This is a genomic window from Pseudomonas fluorescens (assembly GCF_001902145.1).
In the GTDB taxonomy this organism is placed as follows: domain Bacteria; phylum Pseudomonadota; class Gammaproteobacteria; order Pseudomonadales; family Pseudomonadaceae; genus Aquipseudomonas; species Aquipseudomonas fluorescens_BV.
Window position 1 is genome coordinate 74,700 of record NZ_MRST01000022.1, and the last position, 19,598, is coordinate 94,297.

Below are 19,598 nucleotides of genomic sequence, written 5' to 3' on the forward strand. Positions count from 1 at the left end.
GCGCAAGGAGACACCCTATGAAGCGTTCCGCTCTTGCTGGCGTGTTCATGACCGCTGCGATGCTCGCCTCCCCCGCTTTCGCTGCCGGTGACAAAGACCTATGCGAAATCAACCTGAACAAAATCAACAACGGCAAGGCCCTGCTCGCCACCGACACCAGCGGTAAAAGTGGCGAAATAGACACCGCCCTTGCCCAAGCCAGGGCCGCCCACGCCGCAGGTGATGAGAAGAAGTGCATCGAAATCACCTCCAAGGCCCTGCAAGACCTGCAGAACAGCGAGAAAGGCGGCGAGTAAGCGGCAAGGCCAACCTTCGGGTTGGCCTTCCGTGACGGTTTGGCGTACACTACACAGGCTTGTCACTCACTGAGAAACAACGAGTTACAAGCACGGGGCCGTTTAGGATTCGACGCCGGTCGCGAAACTTTAGGTGCATGCCGAGTTGGTAACAGAACTCGTAAATCCACTGTTGCAACTTCTTATAGTTGCCAATGACGAAAACTACGGCCAGGAATTCGCTCTCGCTGCGTAAGCAGCCTTAGCCCTGAGCTTCTGGTACCTTCGGGTCCAGCAATCACCAGGGGATGTCTGTAAACCCAAAGTGATTGTCATATAGAACAGAATCGCCGTGCAGTACGTTGTGGACGAAGCGGCTAAAACTTACACAACTCGCCCAAAGCACCCTGCCCTTCGGGTCGCTGAGGGTTAACTTAATAGAAACGGCTACGCATGTAGTACCGACAGCGGAGTACTGGCGGACGGGGGTTCAAATCCCCCCGGCTCCACCAAATACACATCTAAAGACGTCCACGGACGTCTTTTTTTGTGCCTAAAACCCAGCAAATACGGGGCTTTCAGCACAATCAAGATCCGTCAGCGTCCATAGACATCCATGCAAACGTGTATTCCAAGTGGTATTCCAAGCTCCCAACTGGTAATTTTTGGAATACACAAACAGCATTGGAATACACCATGTGCGCCCAAGCCACGCGGCTTTCAGACATGAAAGTCAAAGCAGCCAAGCCTAAAGAAAAGGACTACACGCTCACGGATGGCAACGGCCTTCAAATGCGAGTGAGAATCAATGGATTCTAGGCTTTGGAATTTTAACTATATCCATCCCGTGACCAAAAAACGGATCAACATGGGATTGGGTACCTTTCCCGAAGTCAGCCTGGCCCAAGCGCGAAAACGGACTGTTGAGGCCAGGGAGCTTGTCGCCCAAGGACTAGATCCGAAAGAGCAGCGTGATGTTCAGCGCCTGGTAGAAAAAGCCGCGACAGAGCACACGTTTCAAAACGTGGCGAAGGCATGGTTCGATCTGAAGAAAGACTCGGTGACTGCTGCCTACGCTGAAGATATCTGGCGCTCGCTCACTCTCCACATTTTCCCGGACCTAGGCTCAACCCCAATTTCCGCAATCAGAGCCCCTAAGGTCATCAATTTGCTCAGGCCTCTTGAGACCAAAGGTAGCTTGGAAACCGTTAAAAGGCTGACCCAGCGCCTTAACGAGATCATGACTTACGGGGTAAATTACGGGCTCATCCATGCCAACCCCCTTAGCGGGATTCGCTCGGTCTTTAAGAAGCCAAAAAAGAAAAATATGGCCACACTGCCTCCCGATGAGCTAAATGAGCTCATGGTGGCAATAGCCAATGCCAGCATCAAAAGAACAACGCGTTGCCTAATCGAATGGCAGCTCCACACTATGACCCGACCAGCAGAGGCCGCGACCACCCGCTGGGCAGACATCGACTTCGATAAGAAGATCTGGACGATCCCAGCGGAGCGCATGAAGAAGCGTCGCACACACTTTATCCCGCTTACGGAGCAGGCTCTGGCACTGCTAGAGGCTATCAAGCCTTACAGTGGAAACAGGGACTATGTGTTTCCTGCAGACCGGAACCCTCGCACCCACTGCAACAGCCAGACCGCCAACATGGCGCTGAAGCGAATGGGTTTCGAAGGGCGCCTGGTAAGTCATGGCATGCGCTCAATGGCCAGTACCATTCTCAATGAACATGGCGACTGGGATCCAGAATTGATCGAAGTAGCACTTGCCCACGTCGACAAAGACGAAGTGCGCAGCGCCTACAACCGAGCAGATTACATTGAGCGCAGACGGCCCATGATGAACTGGTGGAGCGACCACATTCAACAAGCTGCCACTGGTAGCCTGTCCGTCTCGGCATTTCAAACAACCCGAGGTTTGAAAGTTGTATCGATACGCTAACCAATCAATATTTAGTATTAGCCGTAACGGGGCGTTTTCGACCGGTAGCGGTCGGCAGAAAATGGCAATAAGCATTCGCTAGCCAAGTTAAGCTGAAGGTTGGGTCTATTTTACGCAGGCTCGTAATAAGCCAAGCCCCATAATTATAATGAACAACCAGCCAACCCAATCTATTCCTGAAGATCGTTTTGGAGTACTTACTGGCCTCGGCGCAGGAGAGCTTTGCCATTGAGTAGACGCTTGAGGAGCGCTTGTCGTCTGACGAGCAGCCTGAGACGCCTGAGCTTGCATCTTTTCAAGTAGCTGCTGGTTCGAGCTTTTCGGGGGAGGCACATTCGGAGGCGCGGTCTGAATAGGAGTAACTGAAGCAACCCGCCCCTTCCCCATACTCGAAAGTACGTCAGCGTTTCGACTCGGGGTGGAATTGACCACGGGCGAAAGGCCAAAGCTACGAAGTCGGAATTGCGCTTCCTGCTCCGGCAACTGTTGTATCTGACCAGATGCTGTAATCGTTAGTGAAAGGTGCGTGTAACTAACCGCTTTGGCCTGTCCTTTGTAAGGAGGATCAACCAACCCTGTTACTGACAGCCAGCGTCCCACCCAGGATTTATCGGGTACATTCGATCCGATTGCTTTCATCCCGTCAGACCAAATGGCTAGCTTGACGGCTTGCCCACGCCAGTCAGAAAAGTTCACAAAAACATACGGTTTTTTATTAGCTCCCCACCCAGTTCGAACAGAGTGAATCTGTCCAATAAGTTCGATGCGGCTGCCTACCTGGGCAAGCACCTGAACATATTTTGTTGCGTCGCAGACTAGGTAAGCACCTTGATATCCAACCGCGGATGGAGTGGCCTTTTGCTGGAATGTAATCGCCCCGCCGACGACTCCTTTGTCCTGAAGAAAATCCGCAAGCGTCGGAACGTTTTGAAATTCTCCTACGACCACTCTAGCGAGATTTTTAGCGTGACTTGCCACGCTAGGAAGCTTTAGAACCTCACCAAAAATGATTGAAGAGCCAGGATCAAGAAAGTCATTTCGCCGAAACACTACAGCGCTAGGTTCTGAACGAGATACACCCCACAGCGAAGGGGAAACTGCAAGGGCCTGAAGGGCAACATCCAACGTGAGGAACGAGAAGCGGTCGAGCTTCTGATTGAAATCTTTAGCCGTTCGCTTTGGATGCTGAAAGTTGACTTGCCCCAATTCGGTAGCAGCCGCCCCCTGAAACCCTTCTACGAACATTCCGTCGTAGTCAATTAGCTGCACGGTGCCGCCGTCTGCGCTAACCATGACGTTTTCGGGCTGGATGTCACCATGAGCGATCTGGTTCTGCTCAAGAAACCCAGCCAGCTTGGCGAGAGCTTGTCGTAAACGTTGGAGTGCTTGAGTGTTTTGATGCTCGCCTTCTAGGAACTCAGCCAGAGTACGCCCTTGCGCCCATGCCATCTTGACTATGGGATACGTCGATCCTTGTATGCGAATTCCATTCGGGATGAAATCGAAGGGCAAAAAATAAGGACTGGCCAATTGCTTGATTCGCGCGGAGATCGCTTTATAGCGCTGCTCCAGCTCTCTTGACTCCTTGTGGAAACAACGAAGTGCAAACCTCTTGCCCGCTAAATCCACGATATAAGTCAACGCAAATCCGCCGCACAAAGCCAAGGGCAGACCCAATCCGGAGGTTTTCAATCGGCCATGTTTCAACTCAGCGTCTTGCAGTACTAACTGCGGGGACTGCAAGGCCTCGTTGTATTGTTCTAAGGTTGGGTATGCCATGGTTTACGTCAAACTGTTGAGAGTAACGATAATCAAGGTGGTGTCATCTCTGCGCATTGCACCGGAGGCTCGCTCTTCCTCTACCAGCTCAAGAAAAGCCTGTTGATCCCTGATTCCACTAAGCCGCTCAAAGGCATCCGAATAGCCCTGCTCTTGACGATGCAGTAGCCAAGCTCCCAGCGCATCGGTCATGCAAAGAAGCAAACATGCTTCCTGCTGGTCGTAACTCCACTCCCTTTGACTCCAAGGCCCTTGGTCGCCGATAGCCACTTCTGCATTCAGTGCACTGCGAGTAGCTAAGAGAGTTGGCTTCTCTGTGAACTGATCAGCACATACGTAAGGGACGGTTTCAATTTCACCATTTTCATTGCACCAAGCGACAAGGCTATCGCCTAAGGTCGTCACTGTTACCGTTTTGCGATCATGATCATTCTGTGCAATCACCAACGTGGCGAAGCTGCCACGCTCGTAAGCAGCTGCTTTAGACCAAGATAAAGTTTGAGGATCGTGAAGCAGCCCATATGCCTGAATACACAAACCAAGCTGTTCGTCCGACGGATCAGAGCCTAGAAACTGATCCACCACCAAGTTCGCCCAGCTACTCGCATCGAAGGACTCCGAGGCGCCATCTGATAGCACCACACGCCCCCTATCCTGAGCAATACGGTAAGCGTCCTCGTTATCATCTGGCGCATCGAGGTGCTTGGCTACCGTCCCGTCAAAGAGGATTCGGAATGTCATGGTCAGCGCAACTGAGCTGCCCGAGTACCGATATCGAAGAAGTCGACAATTTCGGCGATATCACCGTTAAAAACGAAACCCCGAGATTCCATGGTTGCGTTAATACCCTTCTCTTCTGCAACTTTATGAAGATGAATAGGCAGGGGGCTGGACATACGGAACAACAATTTTGCGTAGTTATCGCTCAAGCCCGCGTCAGAGGAAGGAAATTTAACCGGATCTCCCCCACTAGTACTCACGTGCAGGTTGAACAACAGAACGTTTCCATCGCTGGTGCTGATTTGTTGGAGTTGCTGAGCAAGCCCCTCGGGATCCCCATCAGTCGATTCACCATCCGTAACATGCAAAACGGTTGGAGGGTAGCTGTCCGGATGGGCATCACACCATGCAACCAACTGCTCCGCTGCGGTTGTGATTGCATTGCACATAGGGGTGCCGCCTCCGGCTTTGGGCTCGAACCACACCGGAAACTTGATGGACTGGTCTACCAAACCGCCTGCTCCGTCATCAACCCGTTTGACCCGGTCTTCAACGCGCAAAGGATGAGCTTCAATCTGAGAAATCGGGTTCAAAACCGTCCCCGAAAGCGCCCCCGACAAGCCGTTCTCAGCAATAGCACCGGAGTAGCCCAAGACACCAACCTCGAAATAATCACGAGTACCTTCGGACTTTGTGCAGCGGGTAATCAACGTGGCAAAAGTACGATTTAGAACATCCGCCACGAACTGAGCTTTCGACTTCCCATTTGTCATGGTGTCTTGCATTGACCCGGACTGGTCAACCAGGAACAGGAATGCAGTAGGACTGGTACGGCTAATCTCGGCGCTATAGCTCATGTAACCCTCATTGGTAATCTACTCTCCAGAATACGATCATATAGCATTTTGAAATCATCCTGGAATCACGAAATTTCTGAGACTTGGATTCCAAGAGCGACTAATGAATCTTCAGAGCACAATCTGTCGCTGGTAGATTGGTGTCTGAAGCGACGATTCGCCCGCTCACGACAGCAAGGGATGGTGGAAGCGATAAATTCTGCCACGTTCGTTTAATACGCTCAGGCGATGTAACGACTCAGAATCGCTGAGACCGGCTCGCCGAAGTGTGGCGTACATTAGATAGAACTCGGTTTCGAGATCGCTCGCGAAGATCCCTGGATCGTCGGAACCGAGGCACACCTTAATGTCCGGATCTCCATCCTCAACGTGGCCGGGGACCCGCATCCAGCGTAGCGAGTGATGCTCGCCGATATGGTGGTATTGACTGATCCGGACGTTACTAGATGGCAGTGTCTCAATGAGGACTCCCCGATCGGCAATCTGTTGCATTAGCGCTTGCTGCAGTCGGAGGTAACCTTGGGCATCCATGAAGTCAGCCTCTTTCTCGGTCAGTTCGCCTGCACGTTTGTGAACCCCTGCGTCGTTCAACCACTCCCAGAGCAGTCCCACTGCCTGAGGCTGATTCTGGCACGCTGACCTAACCCGCAAAGTTTCCTCGCGCCAGAGGTCGCTCAGCGGTTCGTGCGGCGAGTTTTCGTCACCGGTTAGCTGGCGCATCAAGTCAAGGCGACTCAAACCTCGAAGCGCCATCGCGCGTTCGATGTCGAACGCTACCAGTGAACGCCCGAAAATTTGGTGAGCAACCAACTCCAGTTCGCGATGAAGGCGGTGGACGCAGGCTTGCATCTCTGGCACATCCCGCAGCAACTGCCAAGCGGCAAGCACACTCAGCAACCACTCACCTCGAGGCAGGGTGATTTTGCCTGGCATACGATCAAGCCACAGGCTTGGGCGGATCCCCATGGCTGTTCCATGTCCGATACGGTCGCCGTTGCGCAGATCCAGTAGTTCCAGTGCCTCCCACATGGTGGCTATACCCGACAGAAGGTGCCGGAAGTCTTCACCCGCGTGGTAGGTGCGCCTATCCAAACCGGCTCGACGGCAGACACGGAAGGCAGGGGCGAAAACGTCCGGGGGCGCGTGTAGCTCATTTGCGGCGGCATCGATGCCCCGTACCCACGTCCTTAGTCGAGGCCAGCGGGCGAGAACTGAGAGCAACACATTAGTAGTTCGACGTAGCTGCATGTCGAGTGGGTAGTGCCTATATGGGCCTGCCTTGCCCTTTTCATTAGGCGACCAGTCTAGCTTGATAAAATGTGCGACCAGTGCCAGCCGATGAACGCTTCGATGAGGGAAAGTCGGTCGCTCAAAATAGCGGTCTAGCTCGCTCAACAAGGCAGAGAGAGAACGGGGTGGTTTGATGGACAATCTGCCAGCAGCAGCATCGTTTAGATAATTGAGGTAGCCGCCCAGGATTGCCTGGAACAATCGGCAAGCTTTTAGCGGGTCGACTTTGGGGGCGAAGCGTCCCTCCAGATATCCGACAGTGCTACGTGCTAATCGAGGTCCGTGCATGGCGTGAAAGCGCGCTCGAAACTCCCGTTCCGACGGCTCACGAAGCCCCGTCAGAGTGAACTTCTGAAACTGGTCGAACCCATACTGCGCTTCACTCTGAACGAGCAATCGATAGTATTGATTCAGCAGCAGCAAGTATGTATGAAACATCCGAGAAAGTTGGACGCTCGGGTGTTGCCGAAGTCTGGCAACGAGAGCTGCCATCCACGTGAACTCTTCTTCAACATCGGGTTCGTCACGCCACGACGGAGTAGGCACGCTTAACCCTTCAGACCACTCGTCGTTCCCAGCGCTATACAAACTTTGACACGACGATGGCAGTAGTGCGTTCGGCGCGAGCTGGCCATTTGTAGAGCCGATGAGCCAAGAACGAAGCCGGCCTGCAGTCTGCAGGTGCTGGTGAAAGACCTGCGGAGTCAGTTCTGGATTCGTCTGTCCAACTAGCTCGCGAATACGGCCTCCGCTCTTCTCGCGGGTCCAGGCGTTCACGAAATCCCGAGTTTCCGCGCGTGAGTCGCGGATCGCACGCAGCCAGCAGATCTCGGCATGCGTACTGCCATTCAGATGTAGGTGTGATTCGTGCAAACCTTCCCGCTCAACATAGTCGGCGACCGGAGCCTCCTCTGGTCGAAGCAAGGGCACAACTTGGCGTCTCCACGGGGCTATCTCTCGATTGAATGAGTCGAGCCGCAAACGAAACGAACGGTCTGGGTTGCACTCCCCCGCGCGGAGAATTACGTCAGCTGCAGCTTGGATTGGGAGCGAAGAAAGCCTGCTGGCAACGCCTTGCTGCCAGGAGCCGAATAGATCGCGATGGACACGCAACTCGCCATGCCGCAGGCTCAGGAACTCATCGACCAGGGCCTGGAGCGCATTGATTAGGACGCCATTTTCAGGCTGCCGCCCTGCCAGGAAGCGCCATGCCGAATCGAACACATGATCCGGAAAGCGTGCAGCCCAAGGCTGGTACGCGAGATAGGCGGGCTCCCGTAACTTAGACCATTCCAACTGCTGGGTGAAGGGCGTCTCCCAAGAGAGACGCAGGACCCGGTAGTCCGACAGCAGTAGCGTCGAGAGGAGTGAGCCGATGGAGGCGGCTTGGGCACTCATTCGTGGGTGGCCTCACCAGCACCACGAGATGCAGTTTGTCGGGACCGTGACTCGCCCGTTACGGAAACTTTCTGCATGAGCTCCTTAAGCTCTTTCGGGCACAACAAACCCTTGATCGCCGCTTCATTCATGTCATCAGGAAACAACGGTTTCAACGCTTGGGCATAATCCAGTTCAGTGTCCAGAAGTCCCAGAAGCAAGGGGCATGTCGCCATGATTGCCGTAAATGGGAAATCATCTCTTTGAGGTTTCGCTGAGTTGAGCTTGTCGACAAACCAGCTAGCCGAGGTTCGAGGGTTGTTCCTGTCGATCCTCGAAATAGTCTTCGACGCATCTGACGTGTCAAGCAGGTGGTGTTCAGCCTCCTCGACCAAGAATGCGTTAATAACGCAGAGTGAAAAAATCTCCATCACCGTGTCGAATTTAGCGCTGGGTTTCAGATCCTCGGCCGCGTTCTGCAGACTGAAGAAGAGTCGTGTCCAGACCTTGCCTAGAAAAATGCCTGAAGGCATGGTCTTCTTAAACAAATCGCGCACGCTTTCGAGCCAAGTATTAATGCTCATCCACAGGGCTTCTTGTTTAGCCCACTCATTAGACTCAGCCAGTGCGCGTTGCTTATCTTCGTCGTCCTCATCTTCCGGTGTAGCGTCGCCTTGGCGCGACCAACTGGGACCAGAAACGGTTAGAGACGGATAAGCCCGCTCATAGACCGTCCGGGCTTCCAGATCACCCTGGTTATCTGCGGAAAGCAATTTCTCGATGAGGCCGATTAGCGTAAAGATGGACCCATAGGTACGCGGATTAGTAGCGCTCACTACGTTGACCATGCTTAGCGCAAACACGGGCAGATGCGGAATCGCTGTATTATCAACAGCACGTTGGATCACGGCCCGAGCGATTAGCTCGCCCTTTCTCCCTCTCGTACCTCGACGCAGCCCCACAATACCGGGCAAAACGACACGGGGCTTGTAGTTCACGCTGTAGGGCATTGCGATGACTGCTGTCGCGCGTCGAGCCCAGTCTAGGCTGTCTTCTCTGCGGCCGATACCCATGTAAGACTTGAATTGGTGCACGCGACCCAATGAAGACGTTGAGTCCTTATCGCTGAGATGAGAGTTGGCAAGGTTGTAGAGCGACACACTGCCGGGCCCACGCAAAAGATACCGAAGAGCCGTTCCCGGCTTGCCGGCGCAGAAATTTGGTACCTCCGCTGCCAGTGCAGCAAAACAAGCCTTGATGTCCTGTTCCGCCGACATTGGCCGGAGATATGGAGCAGTATCAATGTCTCCGTCCTCCAGTGAGAGGTCGAAAACGGCCAGCGTTAAAGCTGGCAACTCTTTTGCGGCAATCGCGTCGGTATCGACGGAGAACTTATAGAGGCTTGTCAGCGCTAGGGCCTGTAAGGAGCGGCTGAGTTCACTGGTCAAATCAAATGACCAAACCCCTGACTTCAAGTCGGCAGAAGACGATATCTCCAGATGCGGTGCGCAACTGGATAGCACCTGTAAAACTGATCGCAGAGGTTGCTTGAGCAGAAATTCGGTATATGTGGACACGTCAGAGCTGGCTTTAACACGCAGACCACGCTGCACTATTGCTTGGACTACATCCTCTACCGATATCTCGTTCTGGCCCCAAGCAGGATAGGTAGCGTGGCAATTATCAAGAAGCTTGATATTCCACAATGGTTTCAACTGCATGCGCCGCCGTATCGGGAAGAGTTTGAGCAAGTACTGCTCTTCCATATGATCAATCATGCGTAGATATTGGCCCGAGCGGTCTCCTTGCTTTGAACTGCGCTGAAGGTCTAGAGCTGCCTCGGGTCTGCCTGCGACCGTTGTTGCGAAGTGTTGACGCACGAGGAGCGAATAGAGCTCCATGTCCCCCGTCACCAGCACCATTAAACGGGGGGTATCTAAGTATTTTCGGATGCACTCCAGCAGGTTAATTGCATGCGTGGAGTCTGTGTCAGCATCGTCGAACCCAAGCATCAGCCCTTGCACACCGAGAATGCGACACGCAGTCTCGAATAGATGGTGCAACTTTGTTCTCAAGCTAGTGCTGTCGCTTGTGCGCTCCAGGCCCCAGTCGAGGAAAAGCTCCGGATCCAGATCGTTGAGCGGGTGGTATTCCTTTGCGAATAAGCTGAGGCCGCCGGCGACTCCCTTGAACGCTCGGCGCCATTCGTCCCGAAGCTGTTCATTATGCATTTGTCGCAGTTCCTTGAGGGCCTCCTCGACCCGCTTGTTGAGGTGCTGCAGGATGACGAGCAGGATGATCTCGCTATGCTCGATGCGACTTGGATCTATCAGAGCGATGAATGCCATCTGACTTTTCAGGTCAACATCCGCCTTCATGGCAGCCTTTACTGAACTCAAGAAAGTTGACTTGCCTGCGCCTCGGGAACCATCAAGGAACTGCGTCCAACCACTGCCGTATGGGTAGTCCTGCTTGAGTGACTCTGCAGGCCTCAAGGTGGCGAGGTGTTCATTCACTTGATCCCGGAGAAGTTCGTAGTGCCGGCGCTGGACAAGCTCGTTGGCCGAGAGCGCCTTTGCGCTGTCTCCTTGATCCAGATGAATAAGCACATCAAAGCTTCTCGTTGCGGGCGTAGGCTGGTTCAAGCTGGTATCTCCCTTGGTTTGCATCGTAAACATCGTCGAAAGTGACTTGGAGGGAAAGCGCACTACTCAATAGTTCACATTGCAAAATTTTGCGATTATTCTGCCTCGACTATTCGTTTTAGGACCAAGTTGGGGGGAGTCTGACACTCGCCCCACACAACTACGCGACCTAATAGGATGAATGAGACAGAGTCCTATTTGTTCAAACTACCTTCAGCTAGCCGACGAAAACCTGCTTGATTAAAAAGGTCTCCAGGCCGTCTTCCAATACACGAACAATGCCGCCATTCGGTGTAGCCCAAATCAGAACTTTCCGTGCGTGGTTGTCGTACAGATAGTATTGACCATCACCAATCTCCAGCAGTGGCACAGTATTTTTCGGGTAGGTCGGGTCACGGCCCAGGTCCGAGAATGCGGCAAAGACATTCAGGTAATAGTCGTCAGGCACGCCTAGGCCATACGTTTCGTAGGCGTCAAAGACAATGACTCCAAAAGCCGACAGGTAGCGCTTGTATTCGTCAGACAGTGCGAATCCCAGTTTCTGCTCAAGATTCTGGATGCTGGCGGTATCTACTGGCCGGGTGTTGGCCTGATGGAGATCAACGAGTTGTTCAAGTTTTTTCATAAGATTCGCCCTCAGCGCTGATTCTCAATCTGTTCGGCTCGCGCCTTCCAGTAGTCTTTTCGCTCTTTATCGAAGTCCTCGCGATTGATCTCGGACTCCTTCTGTTTGTTGTGCAGCACGTTATCGTTTCCGTTGCCACGGTGCTCAGCGCTGGTCAATTCTGCCAATGGCGAGTCCTGTTTCTGGCCGATGTGATGTAACTCGATCGGCTTTCCGTTGGCATCCAGCGGAGCCCTTCCCGACTTCATCCGGTCCAGGTTGGTGGTACCCATATAATCTTTTTGATCGTAATCGATGTCGGTACGAATCAGTGCATCCTTGCCATTGACCTCGGCCGGTTCAAGATTCGCGCCTTCATAGATTTTCGCTTCGGCTTCACTACCGATAGCATCCAGAACCTCTTTTGGAACGCCCAGCAGTTCAAGCCGCTCACGGGTTTCCGGCGACATTTGCGGTAGCTCCAGGCGGGTTTCCTGGGTGAGCACGATAGGTCGATCAAGCTCGACAACGATCAGGCAGCGGTCCGGCATTTCACGCGCCAGTAACGCCAGGTTGGACGGAACCTCGGTTTTTCCAGCAAAGAAATTTTCAAAGTTCACAGAACGCTCCCTGTTTCGAGGTGCGCACGCCATGCAGAATAAATATCGATATGGCTCTCGTGCTGGAGGCTGTAATCCTTCATCAAGCATTGCTGGGTCGCCAGGGCCAGCTCAGTGCTCAAGGCTGTCGCTCGCTCGTGGAGTAGCTGGTCCAGTTGATTGCTGAGTTGCCCGTAATCGGTCGCCGTTTGAATGATCTGCTGAACCTGCTGCCGGCAACCGAGCACATCGACCACCAATTGTGCGGCGTAGGTAAATGCCTCGGGCTTGCACAGCGCCGACGGCTTCTCTTCTTTGTGGGCATTGAGCGCCTCGAACAGCGCAATTTTGCTGCGAGCCAGCAACGGCAATTCACACAAGCCATTTTCCAGCAACGCTAAATCCAAGGCGACTGGCCTGCGGATACGGTTGCTCAGCAGCAGGTTGAGTACCTGCAGGTTGAAATCCTGGCTACGCACGGCGCGCTTGTCATTGGCGGTATACACATAAGGGGTTTCATGCCCAGCGAATTTCTTCACCTGACACAGCACCGGCTCCAGCCAGTCATTTTGATAAACGATGGCAACACCTTTGGGTAACTTGGCGATTTCTTCAAGCTGGTCATCACGCAACGCCACCGACTTGCCGATTAAACGACGGTCCATTTCATCCGGCAGGCGCATGATTATTTTGGTGTTGGTGCTGCGAATCGCGGCGATATCCACCGCATGGGGCGACTGGTCGGCAATGATGAAACCTTCACCATAGGTGCGCATTTCGGCGATGGCATTGGTCAGCATCTCCACTGACTTGCCGACCACATTTGCCCCTTCAGCACCGCCTTCGGACGGGCTGCGCTTGAGGATGTTGTGCGCTTCCTCAAGGACTGTGACGTGGCGCAGCGGCTGGTTCATGCCACCACAGGCCATTCGGTGCTCACTCAGGCGCATCACCAGGATCCCCATGATCAGGGCCTTGGTCTCAGACGAGCCGACGCGGCTCAGGTCCACGATTGCGCTCTGATCAAACAGCTCTGCGCTGTCGATTTCGTTAGCGGTAAAAATCTGCCCATTCAAGCCATTGGTCAGGGATTTGATCCGCGTGGACAGCGAACCGATGTAGTTACCTTTGAGCTCCTGGGAGTACGCGGAGGCCTCGATCACGCTTTGCAGGGTACTGAGCAGGTCACTGAACGTCGGAAACAATGCATCGCTGTAACGGTTGGTCGACGCGTCCAAGTCCCAACCACATTGCTGATACGCCTGCAGGATTGCCTCTTTGAGTACGGCAGGCATTGCGGCATACATCGGCCAGCAGACGTTGAAGATTTCCACGAGCCGATCAACGTGCTCCAGCACATGAATGGCCAACGGGAAGCGGAACGGGTTGATGCGCAACAATTCACAGTGGGCCGGATGCGTGCCGAATACATTGACGTCATCGCGATGACCGAAGACGTGTTTGTACTCGCCCTTGGCCGGCTCAATCACCAGGAATGGCACGCCGGCGGCGCTGATTTGGCTGAGCATTTCATACAGCGTGTTGCTTTTACCGGCACCGGTCGAACCACTGACAAACACATGGCTGGCCAATTGATCGAGGCTCAACTCGATCTTTTGCGGCAGGTTTTCCCATAAGTGGCGGATGTTGCCCAAAGTCAGTGTCTTGCCCTTGCCTGGCTCACTGCTGTGACCATCCAGGCGCTGCACCTTGCGGCCGAACGCCTGGGTTTCCAGCACGGCCACCGTGGAGGTGGAGCGTCGGGGCAGGCTCAATTGGATCGCCATCTCCTTACCAGACACCAGCGTGGCGGGCGTGAGGTAACTGATCGGGATCTTTTTCGAAAACCCCGGCTTCAATTGCGGATGGCTGAACGCGCTGAGCCAGTCCAGCACAGCGGACTTGTTGGCAGATTTCCAGGTGGTCAGGGCGAAGTCTTCATGGCTGGACTTGCTGCCGCGTACCAGCCCAAGAAAGATACTCGCCAACGATTCGGACGACGCAGTGCTGTCACCGATGAAATACGCCGCCGAGTTCCAGCCACCGTATGTCTTGGCTTCGTCGATACGCTCGAGGTGGTGATCGATTTTGCTGAGCAACTGCTCGATGGTCTTGTCCACGGTCTCAATCGAAATCTGCCGATTAGAGCCCAGGGTTTTGTTCAACGAATGAGTGTCGGTGGTGCTGGTGGTGTGTGTGGTCGAGGTGGTTTTCGACGCGGCCTCACTGAAGGACGTGCCGTGGCTTTCATTGCGGCCGGTGGACGTCGACTGGCTGGTACCGGTGGTGCGTTGTTCGTTGAGCAGCGCAGCAGCGGCCGAGCCGATCTGGCTACCGAGCATCGCGCCGAATGGCCCCAATGTCGCACCACCCACCATACCCAGCACATTGGCACCGATAGCGACCGTTTTGGAGGTCAGGGTCTGTGCACTGAACGACTCGCTGGTACCGGTTGTGTCGGTGGTCGATGTGCCCAGCGTCGTCGACGTACCCTTGGTTTCGGTCAGCCCAAGGCTGTGTCCAAGGGAGTCACTCAAGCCCTGGCTGATGCTCAGCCCCACGGAATCGCTGTCTTGTTCGCCGAACGACAATTGCTGTTTGAGCAATGGCGAAAGTTGCGTGGCGACCTGCTCGTATCCGGCGCGGATCAAGTCAAGGTTCTGCGACGAAACCGGCTCGGCAAGAATGATCGCGTGGTACACCCGGCGCTCAGCCGCATCGATAAAGCGCTCGAGCCCTTGCATGAAGTGTTCGCGGTTCTCCGTCGACAACGCAGGCACACCCGTGACCGCCGTGATACTTGCCGAAGGGTTGGCCTTTTCGGCCTGCAAAGCACCCAGCAAGGCATCGGCATGCTGTTGCGGCAGCGGCACTAATGAACTGCCCGAAAAGTGCCCCTTGAAGGTCTCCCGCAGCAGCTCGCCAGAACTGTGCCCGAGGGTTTTACCGGGCTCACCCCGGGTGCCGATGTAAAGGTCGGTTTCGATACCGTTGGAGCGCAATATCAGGAAAACCGAGTAACCCGCAGCACCCAATGCGGTGTAAGCGGCCGTGGTGCTCTCGAGTACCGATTGTTTGTTGTCCTGGACGATGCGCTCAATGCGAAAAATCCGCACGTCACTGGCAGCATTGAACCGCAGCCCCTTCTCGGCAAAGGCATGGACCGGATACTGCTCCAGCTCCGACAGGTAGCTGCGATTGATCAGCGCACGCCCAGCTTCAAGGGTCAGACCGGCGTTTTCACGGATATCCTGCACGGCAGTGCGGGTCAGTATTGGAGAGGTCATCAGGTCACCGTACCAGTGCAATAAGGAACACCACCACGGCCGCAATGGCGCCGCCGATCAGCAGTGCGGCCTTGAAGGCTGGATTGCGCTCTGATGCACCATCGCAAATGGGCTGGCGGGAGTGGGTGCTTGATGCTTGCGCTACAGGGGAGGCTGAATGCGCGGTGGAGGCTTTTGTCTTGGTCGAAGCAAAGCCCTCAACAGCGCTGCTGCGCAAAAGCTCGCGAACGTCGATCAGGTGCAAAAAGCGCTTTTCCGAGAAGTTGGTTTTCAGGTAAGTGACCTGTAGATCGTAATAATCTTCGGTCCATTTGTTCTGATCTGCCACAAGCTCACGCGCAAATGCCCCTTCTGAAAAAACCTCGAATATCCCGGAAACACTATCTTTGATCCACCCCAGCGCAGCGCGCAATTCGGCGCCATCCAGACGACGGTCGTTGAGCTCCAGGCGCAGTGCTGTGCGGGTCGTCAACAAGTCACCTTCTTCGACAAACTTCTTGAGGTTGCTGGAAGGTTGGTAATCGGAGGACGCACTGCTCATCGGATCTTTTCTCACATGTGAAGCGGCAACAGTTGGTGTAAATCCCTTTTCGTTTCGTTGACGAAACACGTCGCGGACCTGTATCAGATGCTCCAGCCGCTCCTTGGAAAAGTTGCGGGCAGCGAAAACCTTTTGCCGACTGAAATATTCCGGGTTCCAACTCACAGGGTCCACATCAATGGCGCGAGTGACAGCATCGACCTTATGAGCCTCCATCACCCCTGGGGTCTGTTGCACGGCGTCCATTATCTTCTGCAACACATCGGTGTCGCACTGTGTGTCATCGAGCGCCGTCAGAAACTGCTTACGAGCTTTTTCAATCATTATGGCGTCAGTCGTCATAGAAACTCCGAAGTCAAACGGCGAGGGTTTCGTCGAGTTTTTCTTTGAATTGATTGATCCACGCTTGCAACTCACGGGCCTCTTCAAGAGCTCGTTGACGCAGGTCGCGGTCCGTCATCTTGTCTTTGAGCGAGTCAATCAACTCATTGAACTTGGTGTCGAATTCGCGCCCCATAAACGCCACGAACTGATCAATCAGGACGGTCTTGCCTTTGTCGATTTCGGTACGAGCAGCCACGATCAATCGACCAAACTCATCGTCAACACGCGTGCTGCGGTCGCTCCAAAGCGCTCTAAGATCGACGGTTTTTTCTTCGCCATATTTGTAAACTGTGCGAGTGGCCCCCCACGAGAAGGGGTTGTACCAAGTGCTGTCACTGACTTCGTAACGGTCAATCACGACTCGCTTGGTCTGCACCTCATCACTCTTGATAGTAAGATTGAAGGAAATATCAGCCGTAGCTTTTTGGAGGCTGTCCAGGATAGGCAACTTCAAATGTTGGCAGTCGTTGAACAGAGCCACGATGTAGCGCTGATATTCAGATTGAAGGTCTTCACTAATGACTCGCTGACTAGTGATGAACACCGCTTCATAAGCATTGATGAGCTTTCGGTACTGGAACTGGAGTTCCTCTTCAACTTCCTTGACCCGGATTTCAGCGATACGCGGCTCGACCTCTCCGTTAAAACGCTCACTGACCGACCTGAGATACTTGACCGTAGATTTTTCCAAGCTCGCAAGCTCATCCTCAGTCACCCGCGGCACCACCTTACCTTCACGCTTTATCTTGTCCTTGTAAGCCTGCGTATCGAACCCTTTCTCCTGCCGATACTCCAGCGCCTGGATCTCTTCATTGATATGCGCCAGCATCTTCTCGTCCTGATCCAGTTGCTCGATCAGTTGCGTTTCGTTGAGACCGACAGCAATGGCTTTGGTCATCGCGTCATAGGCGCGCTTGACCCGATGCGGGAAGTTGTACTTGTCGATGTACTCGTCAATCATCGCTTCGACCGCCGGCAAGCCACTACTCAGCACGATCTCGGGGAGTTTCTTCTCTTGCAAGCTACGTTTGACCCGCTCGGTGATCGGCATGTATTGCAGCAAGTTCATGCTCGGCTCTTCACCGAACATGTCCATCATGGAGTTCAACTCGCCGCGTTCCTTGCGTGAGTGCAAGTGCTGGGGCTTGCGCAGCAGCCGCGTCAGGTTGGCCGACACCGGGTAGATCAGCGGATTGAAAATCCCGTTTTCAACCAGATAGTTTTTGACGCGGGCCAGTACCGAAGGCAGGTCCTCGCCTTTCTCCGGGTCGAACACATCCATCTTGTTGATGACAAAAATGAACCGATCCTTGCTCTGCTTACCGCCCTTGCGCATGGTTTCAGCGACCAGACCCAAAAGGTTTTTGTCGTCGTTGGTTCCCAACTGGCTGGCATTGAGCACATACAGAATCAGCGGGTTGCGCTGGGAGTCCTGAATGAAGCTCATGGTTTTGAGCTGGTGTCTTTCGTCCTGGCTGTTGTTCGGCCCAGGTGTGTCGGTCAATACCAAGCGTACGCTGTCACGGTCTTGAATCGCGTGAATTTTGCCCTCGATATCGATGCGCATCGTGTCCGGCAGACTGTTCCATGCCTGCAGCACTTCCAGGCTCACGTCATCGCTGTTTTCCGCAATACGGTGATCGTTGGTTACGCGTTGGGCGGCGAAGCGCTGGCCCATCGATGCGTTGTCGGTGATCCGGGCAATGGTCGCGGTAGTGGCTTCGTTGGCGGCAGGCAGAAGGTCCTGGCCAAGCATGGCGTTGATCAGTGTCGACTTGCCCGAGGACATGGTCGCCACCACATACACGTCGAAATCCTTGTTGAATGCGTCTTCAAAGGATTGGCTGACATCAGCATTGTCACGAATGAAATGCTCAAATTCAGGATGAAGCTTGGCCTCTTCCATCAACTCACGAATGCGGGTCAGGCGCTCCTCCGCCGGGTCAGCCTCGATAAACTGCAGAGTGACCTGCATGCCCTTGCCCGTCGCGACTTTCGCCGCCTCAACCACGTCAAGGTAGTCCGACTCGACCCCTCTGAAAGTGACATCAAAGTTATTGTCACCATTGAACAACTGACTCAACTCATCAAACAGCTTCTCGATCCACACTTGCAGCCGCGATTCTTTATAGCTCGACAGCTTGCAGCCTTCGGCCGGCGGTTGGCCACTGATCAGGAACTGAGTCTCGACGATGAATGGGTTATGGATGATTTCAATAGTATTCATGGTTGCTCATCTAATCGGCGTTGATGATGGATAAGGGCTTCAACGGTTTTGAGCCCACTGATTGTGACCAACTGTTGCAACTGGTTTTTATCGTAGGCACGGGTATCGAGTGCCTTGGTTCGCTGTCTGCGTTCCAGGTTGTTGAGTGATGTGAAGACTCGGCGCTTAACCACTTCTGGCACGATGGTGGCATTGAGCAAATCGCGCTTGTTCACTTCCAGGTCATCGAGTACCTGACGCAATTTGGAGCGTTGCGCGCGCGTCAGTGTTTCGGCACTCAGGGCCTTGCGCGCGTACAGCGCGGCACTGGCCATTGTCGGAATGATGATCGGCTGCTCAAAACCGATATCGCGCAAATAGCGCTGGGCGTTGTGCACATAGCCTTGAATGCTTTCGCCCTTCTCGGGATCGAGCAAATCCACTTTGTTGAGGATGAAATAAATCGGCTGGGCAGGCTTGGCGGCGAGTTCTTCGCGCAGCTGTTCGAGCAGCAACCGGTCGTCACAAGTCCCCAGTTGGCTGGCGTTGAGCACATAGCAAAGCGCATTGAACGACACCGTGCGGATAGCCTCCAGCATCAGTCTGGCGTGGTTTTCATCCTGGCTGTTGTTAGGCCCTGGCGTGTCGTGAAATACCAGCCCGGGCGCTGGGCGCGGCTGCACTTTGAAGGTTCCAGCCAAGCTGATGCGCTTGACCTCGGCATTGGCGTTCCAGTCCTTTAGCAAGGCTACCGACGGGGAATGCAGGGAGGCCAACTCGGTGTCGTTGTAGCAATAACAGGCGCCATTGAATCGACGGGCGCCCTGGCGATGCTCGACACGGGTCACGCAGGCAGTGGTGGCTTCATTGGCGGTATACAGCAGTTCCTGGCCAATCAGCGCGTTGATGAACGACGTTTTGCCTGCGCTCATTGTGGCCAACACCAACACATCAAACGTGGTGGTAACAGAAGGTTCCGCCCTCCTGGCCTTTCGAGGTTTTGCAGGCGTAGCGGTGGAGCCCGTCATCAGCTTCTGTCCCTATTGCCGGGTGCCTTGGGCACCAAACACGTGTTAA

General features: G+C 54.1%; 12 protein-coding genes, 1 other RNA gene and 1 pseudogene. 3 read left to right on the forward strand and 11 right to left on the reverse strand.

Features of this window, described 5'->3' with window-relative positions; translation table 11 throughout:
- The first annotated feature begins 17 nt into the window (after positions 1-17).
- The 3 genes and pseudogenes from BUE92_RS10405 (at position 18) to BUE92_RS10415 (ending at position 2,232) form a co-directional block, all read left to right on the forward strand.
- Positions 18-296, forward strand: a complete 279-nt coding sequence (locus BUE92_RS10405) for a hypothetical protein (protein WP_073523532.1) — start codon at positions 18-20, stop codon at positions 294-296.
- A 94-nt stretch (positions 297-390) separates the two neighbouring features.
- Positions 391-787, forward strand: a transfer-messenger RNA (tmRNA) gene (gene ssrA / locus BUE92_RS10410).
- 184 nt (positions 788-971) lie between these two features.
- Positions 972-2,232 (forward strand): annotated as a pseudogene (locus BUE92_RS10415) (integrase domain-containing protein).
- A gap of 105 nt (positions 2,233-2,337) precedes the next feature.
- Here the strand turns inward: BUE92_RS10415 and BUE92_RS10420 are convergent.
- From BUE92_RS10420 to BUE92_RS10470, 11 genes are all read right to left on the reverse strand, one after another.
- Positions 2,338-4,011 carry a serine/threonine protein kinase gene (locus BUE92_RS10420; RefSeq protein WP_081372181.1) on the reverse strand — a complete coding sequence of 558 codons (1,674 nt, stop codon included), beginning with the start codon at positions 4,009-4,011 and terminating at the stop codon, positions 2,338-2,340.
- 3 nt (positions 4,012-4,014) lie between these two features.
- Positions 4,015-4,752, reverse strand: a complete 738-nt coding sequence (locus BUE92_RS10425) for a hypothetical protein (RefSeq protein ID WP_073523534.1) — start codon at positions 4,750-4,752, stop codon at positions 4,015-4,017.
- A 2-nt stretch (positions 4,753-4,754) separates the two neighbouring features.
- Positions 4,755-5,588 (reverse strand): vWA domain-containing protein, encoded by an 834-nt coding sequence (locus BUE92_RS10430; protein ID WP_057406263.1) that lies wholly within the window; start codon positions 5,586-5,588, stop codon positions 4,755-4,757.
- 165 nt (positions 5,589-5,753) lie between these two features.
- Entirely contained in the window at positions 5,754-8,276 is a 2,523-nt protein-coding gene (locus tag BUE92_RS10435) for a hypothetical protein (protein WP_073523536.1), read from the reverse strand.
- Entirely contained in the window at positions 8,273-10,900 is a 2,628-nt protein-coding gene (locus BUE92_RS10440; RefSeq protein WP_143169968.1) for a hypothetical protein, read from the reverse strand. The genes BUE92_RS10435 and BUE92_RS10440 overlap by 4 nt, the downstream gene beginning before the upstream one ends.
- A gap of 217 nt (positions 10,901-11,117) precedes the next feature.
- Positions 11,118-11,525 (reverse strand): SMI1/KNR4 family protein, encoded by a 408-nt coding sequence (locus BUE92_RS10445; RefSeq protein ID WP_057406261.1) that lies wholly within the window; start codon positions 11,523-11,525, stop codon positions 11,118-11,120.
- A gap of 11 nt (positions 11,526-11,536) precedes the next feature.
- Positions 11,537-12,124, reverse strand: coding sequence for an HNH/ENDO VII family nuclease (locus BUE92_RS10450; RefSeq protein ID WP_057406260.1), 588 nt, complete (start codon positions 12,122-12,124; stop codon positions 11,537-11,539).
- On the reverse strand, positions 12,121-15,390 hold the full coding sequence (locus BUE92_RS10455) for an ATP-binding protein (protein WP_073523796.1): 3,270 nt from the start codon (positions 15,388-15,390) through the stop codon (positions 12,121-12,123). The genes BUE92_RS10450 and BUE92_RS10455 overlap by 4 nt, the downstream gene beginning before the upstream one ends.
- Before the next feature lie 4 nt (positions 15,391-15,394).
- Positions 15,395-16,273, reverse strand: coding sequence for a hypothetical protein (locus BUE92_RS10460; RefSeq protein WP_256673954.1), 879 nt, complete (start codon positions 16,271-16,273; stop codon positions 15,395-15,397).
- A gap of 13 nt (positions 16,274-16,286) precedes the next feature.
- Positions 16,287-18,542: a dynamin family protein gene (locus tag BUE92_RS10465; RefSeq protein WP_073523538.1), complete on the reverse strand. Its 2,256-nt coding sequence runs from the start codon at positions 18,540-18,542 to the stop codon at positions 16,287-16,289.
- The gene (locus BUE92_RS10470) at positions 18,539-19,471 is read right to left on the reverse strand and encodes a dynamin family protein (protein WP_256673958.1); all 933 of its coding nucleotides are present in this window, start codon (positions 19,469-19,471) and stop codon (positions 18,539-18,541) included. The genes BUE92_RS10465 and BUE92_RS10470 overlap by 4 nt, the downstream gene beginning before the upstream one ends.
- Between the last annotated feature and the right edge of the window lie 127 nt (positions 19,472-19,598).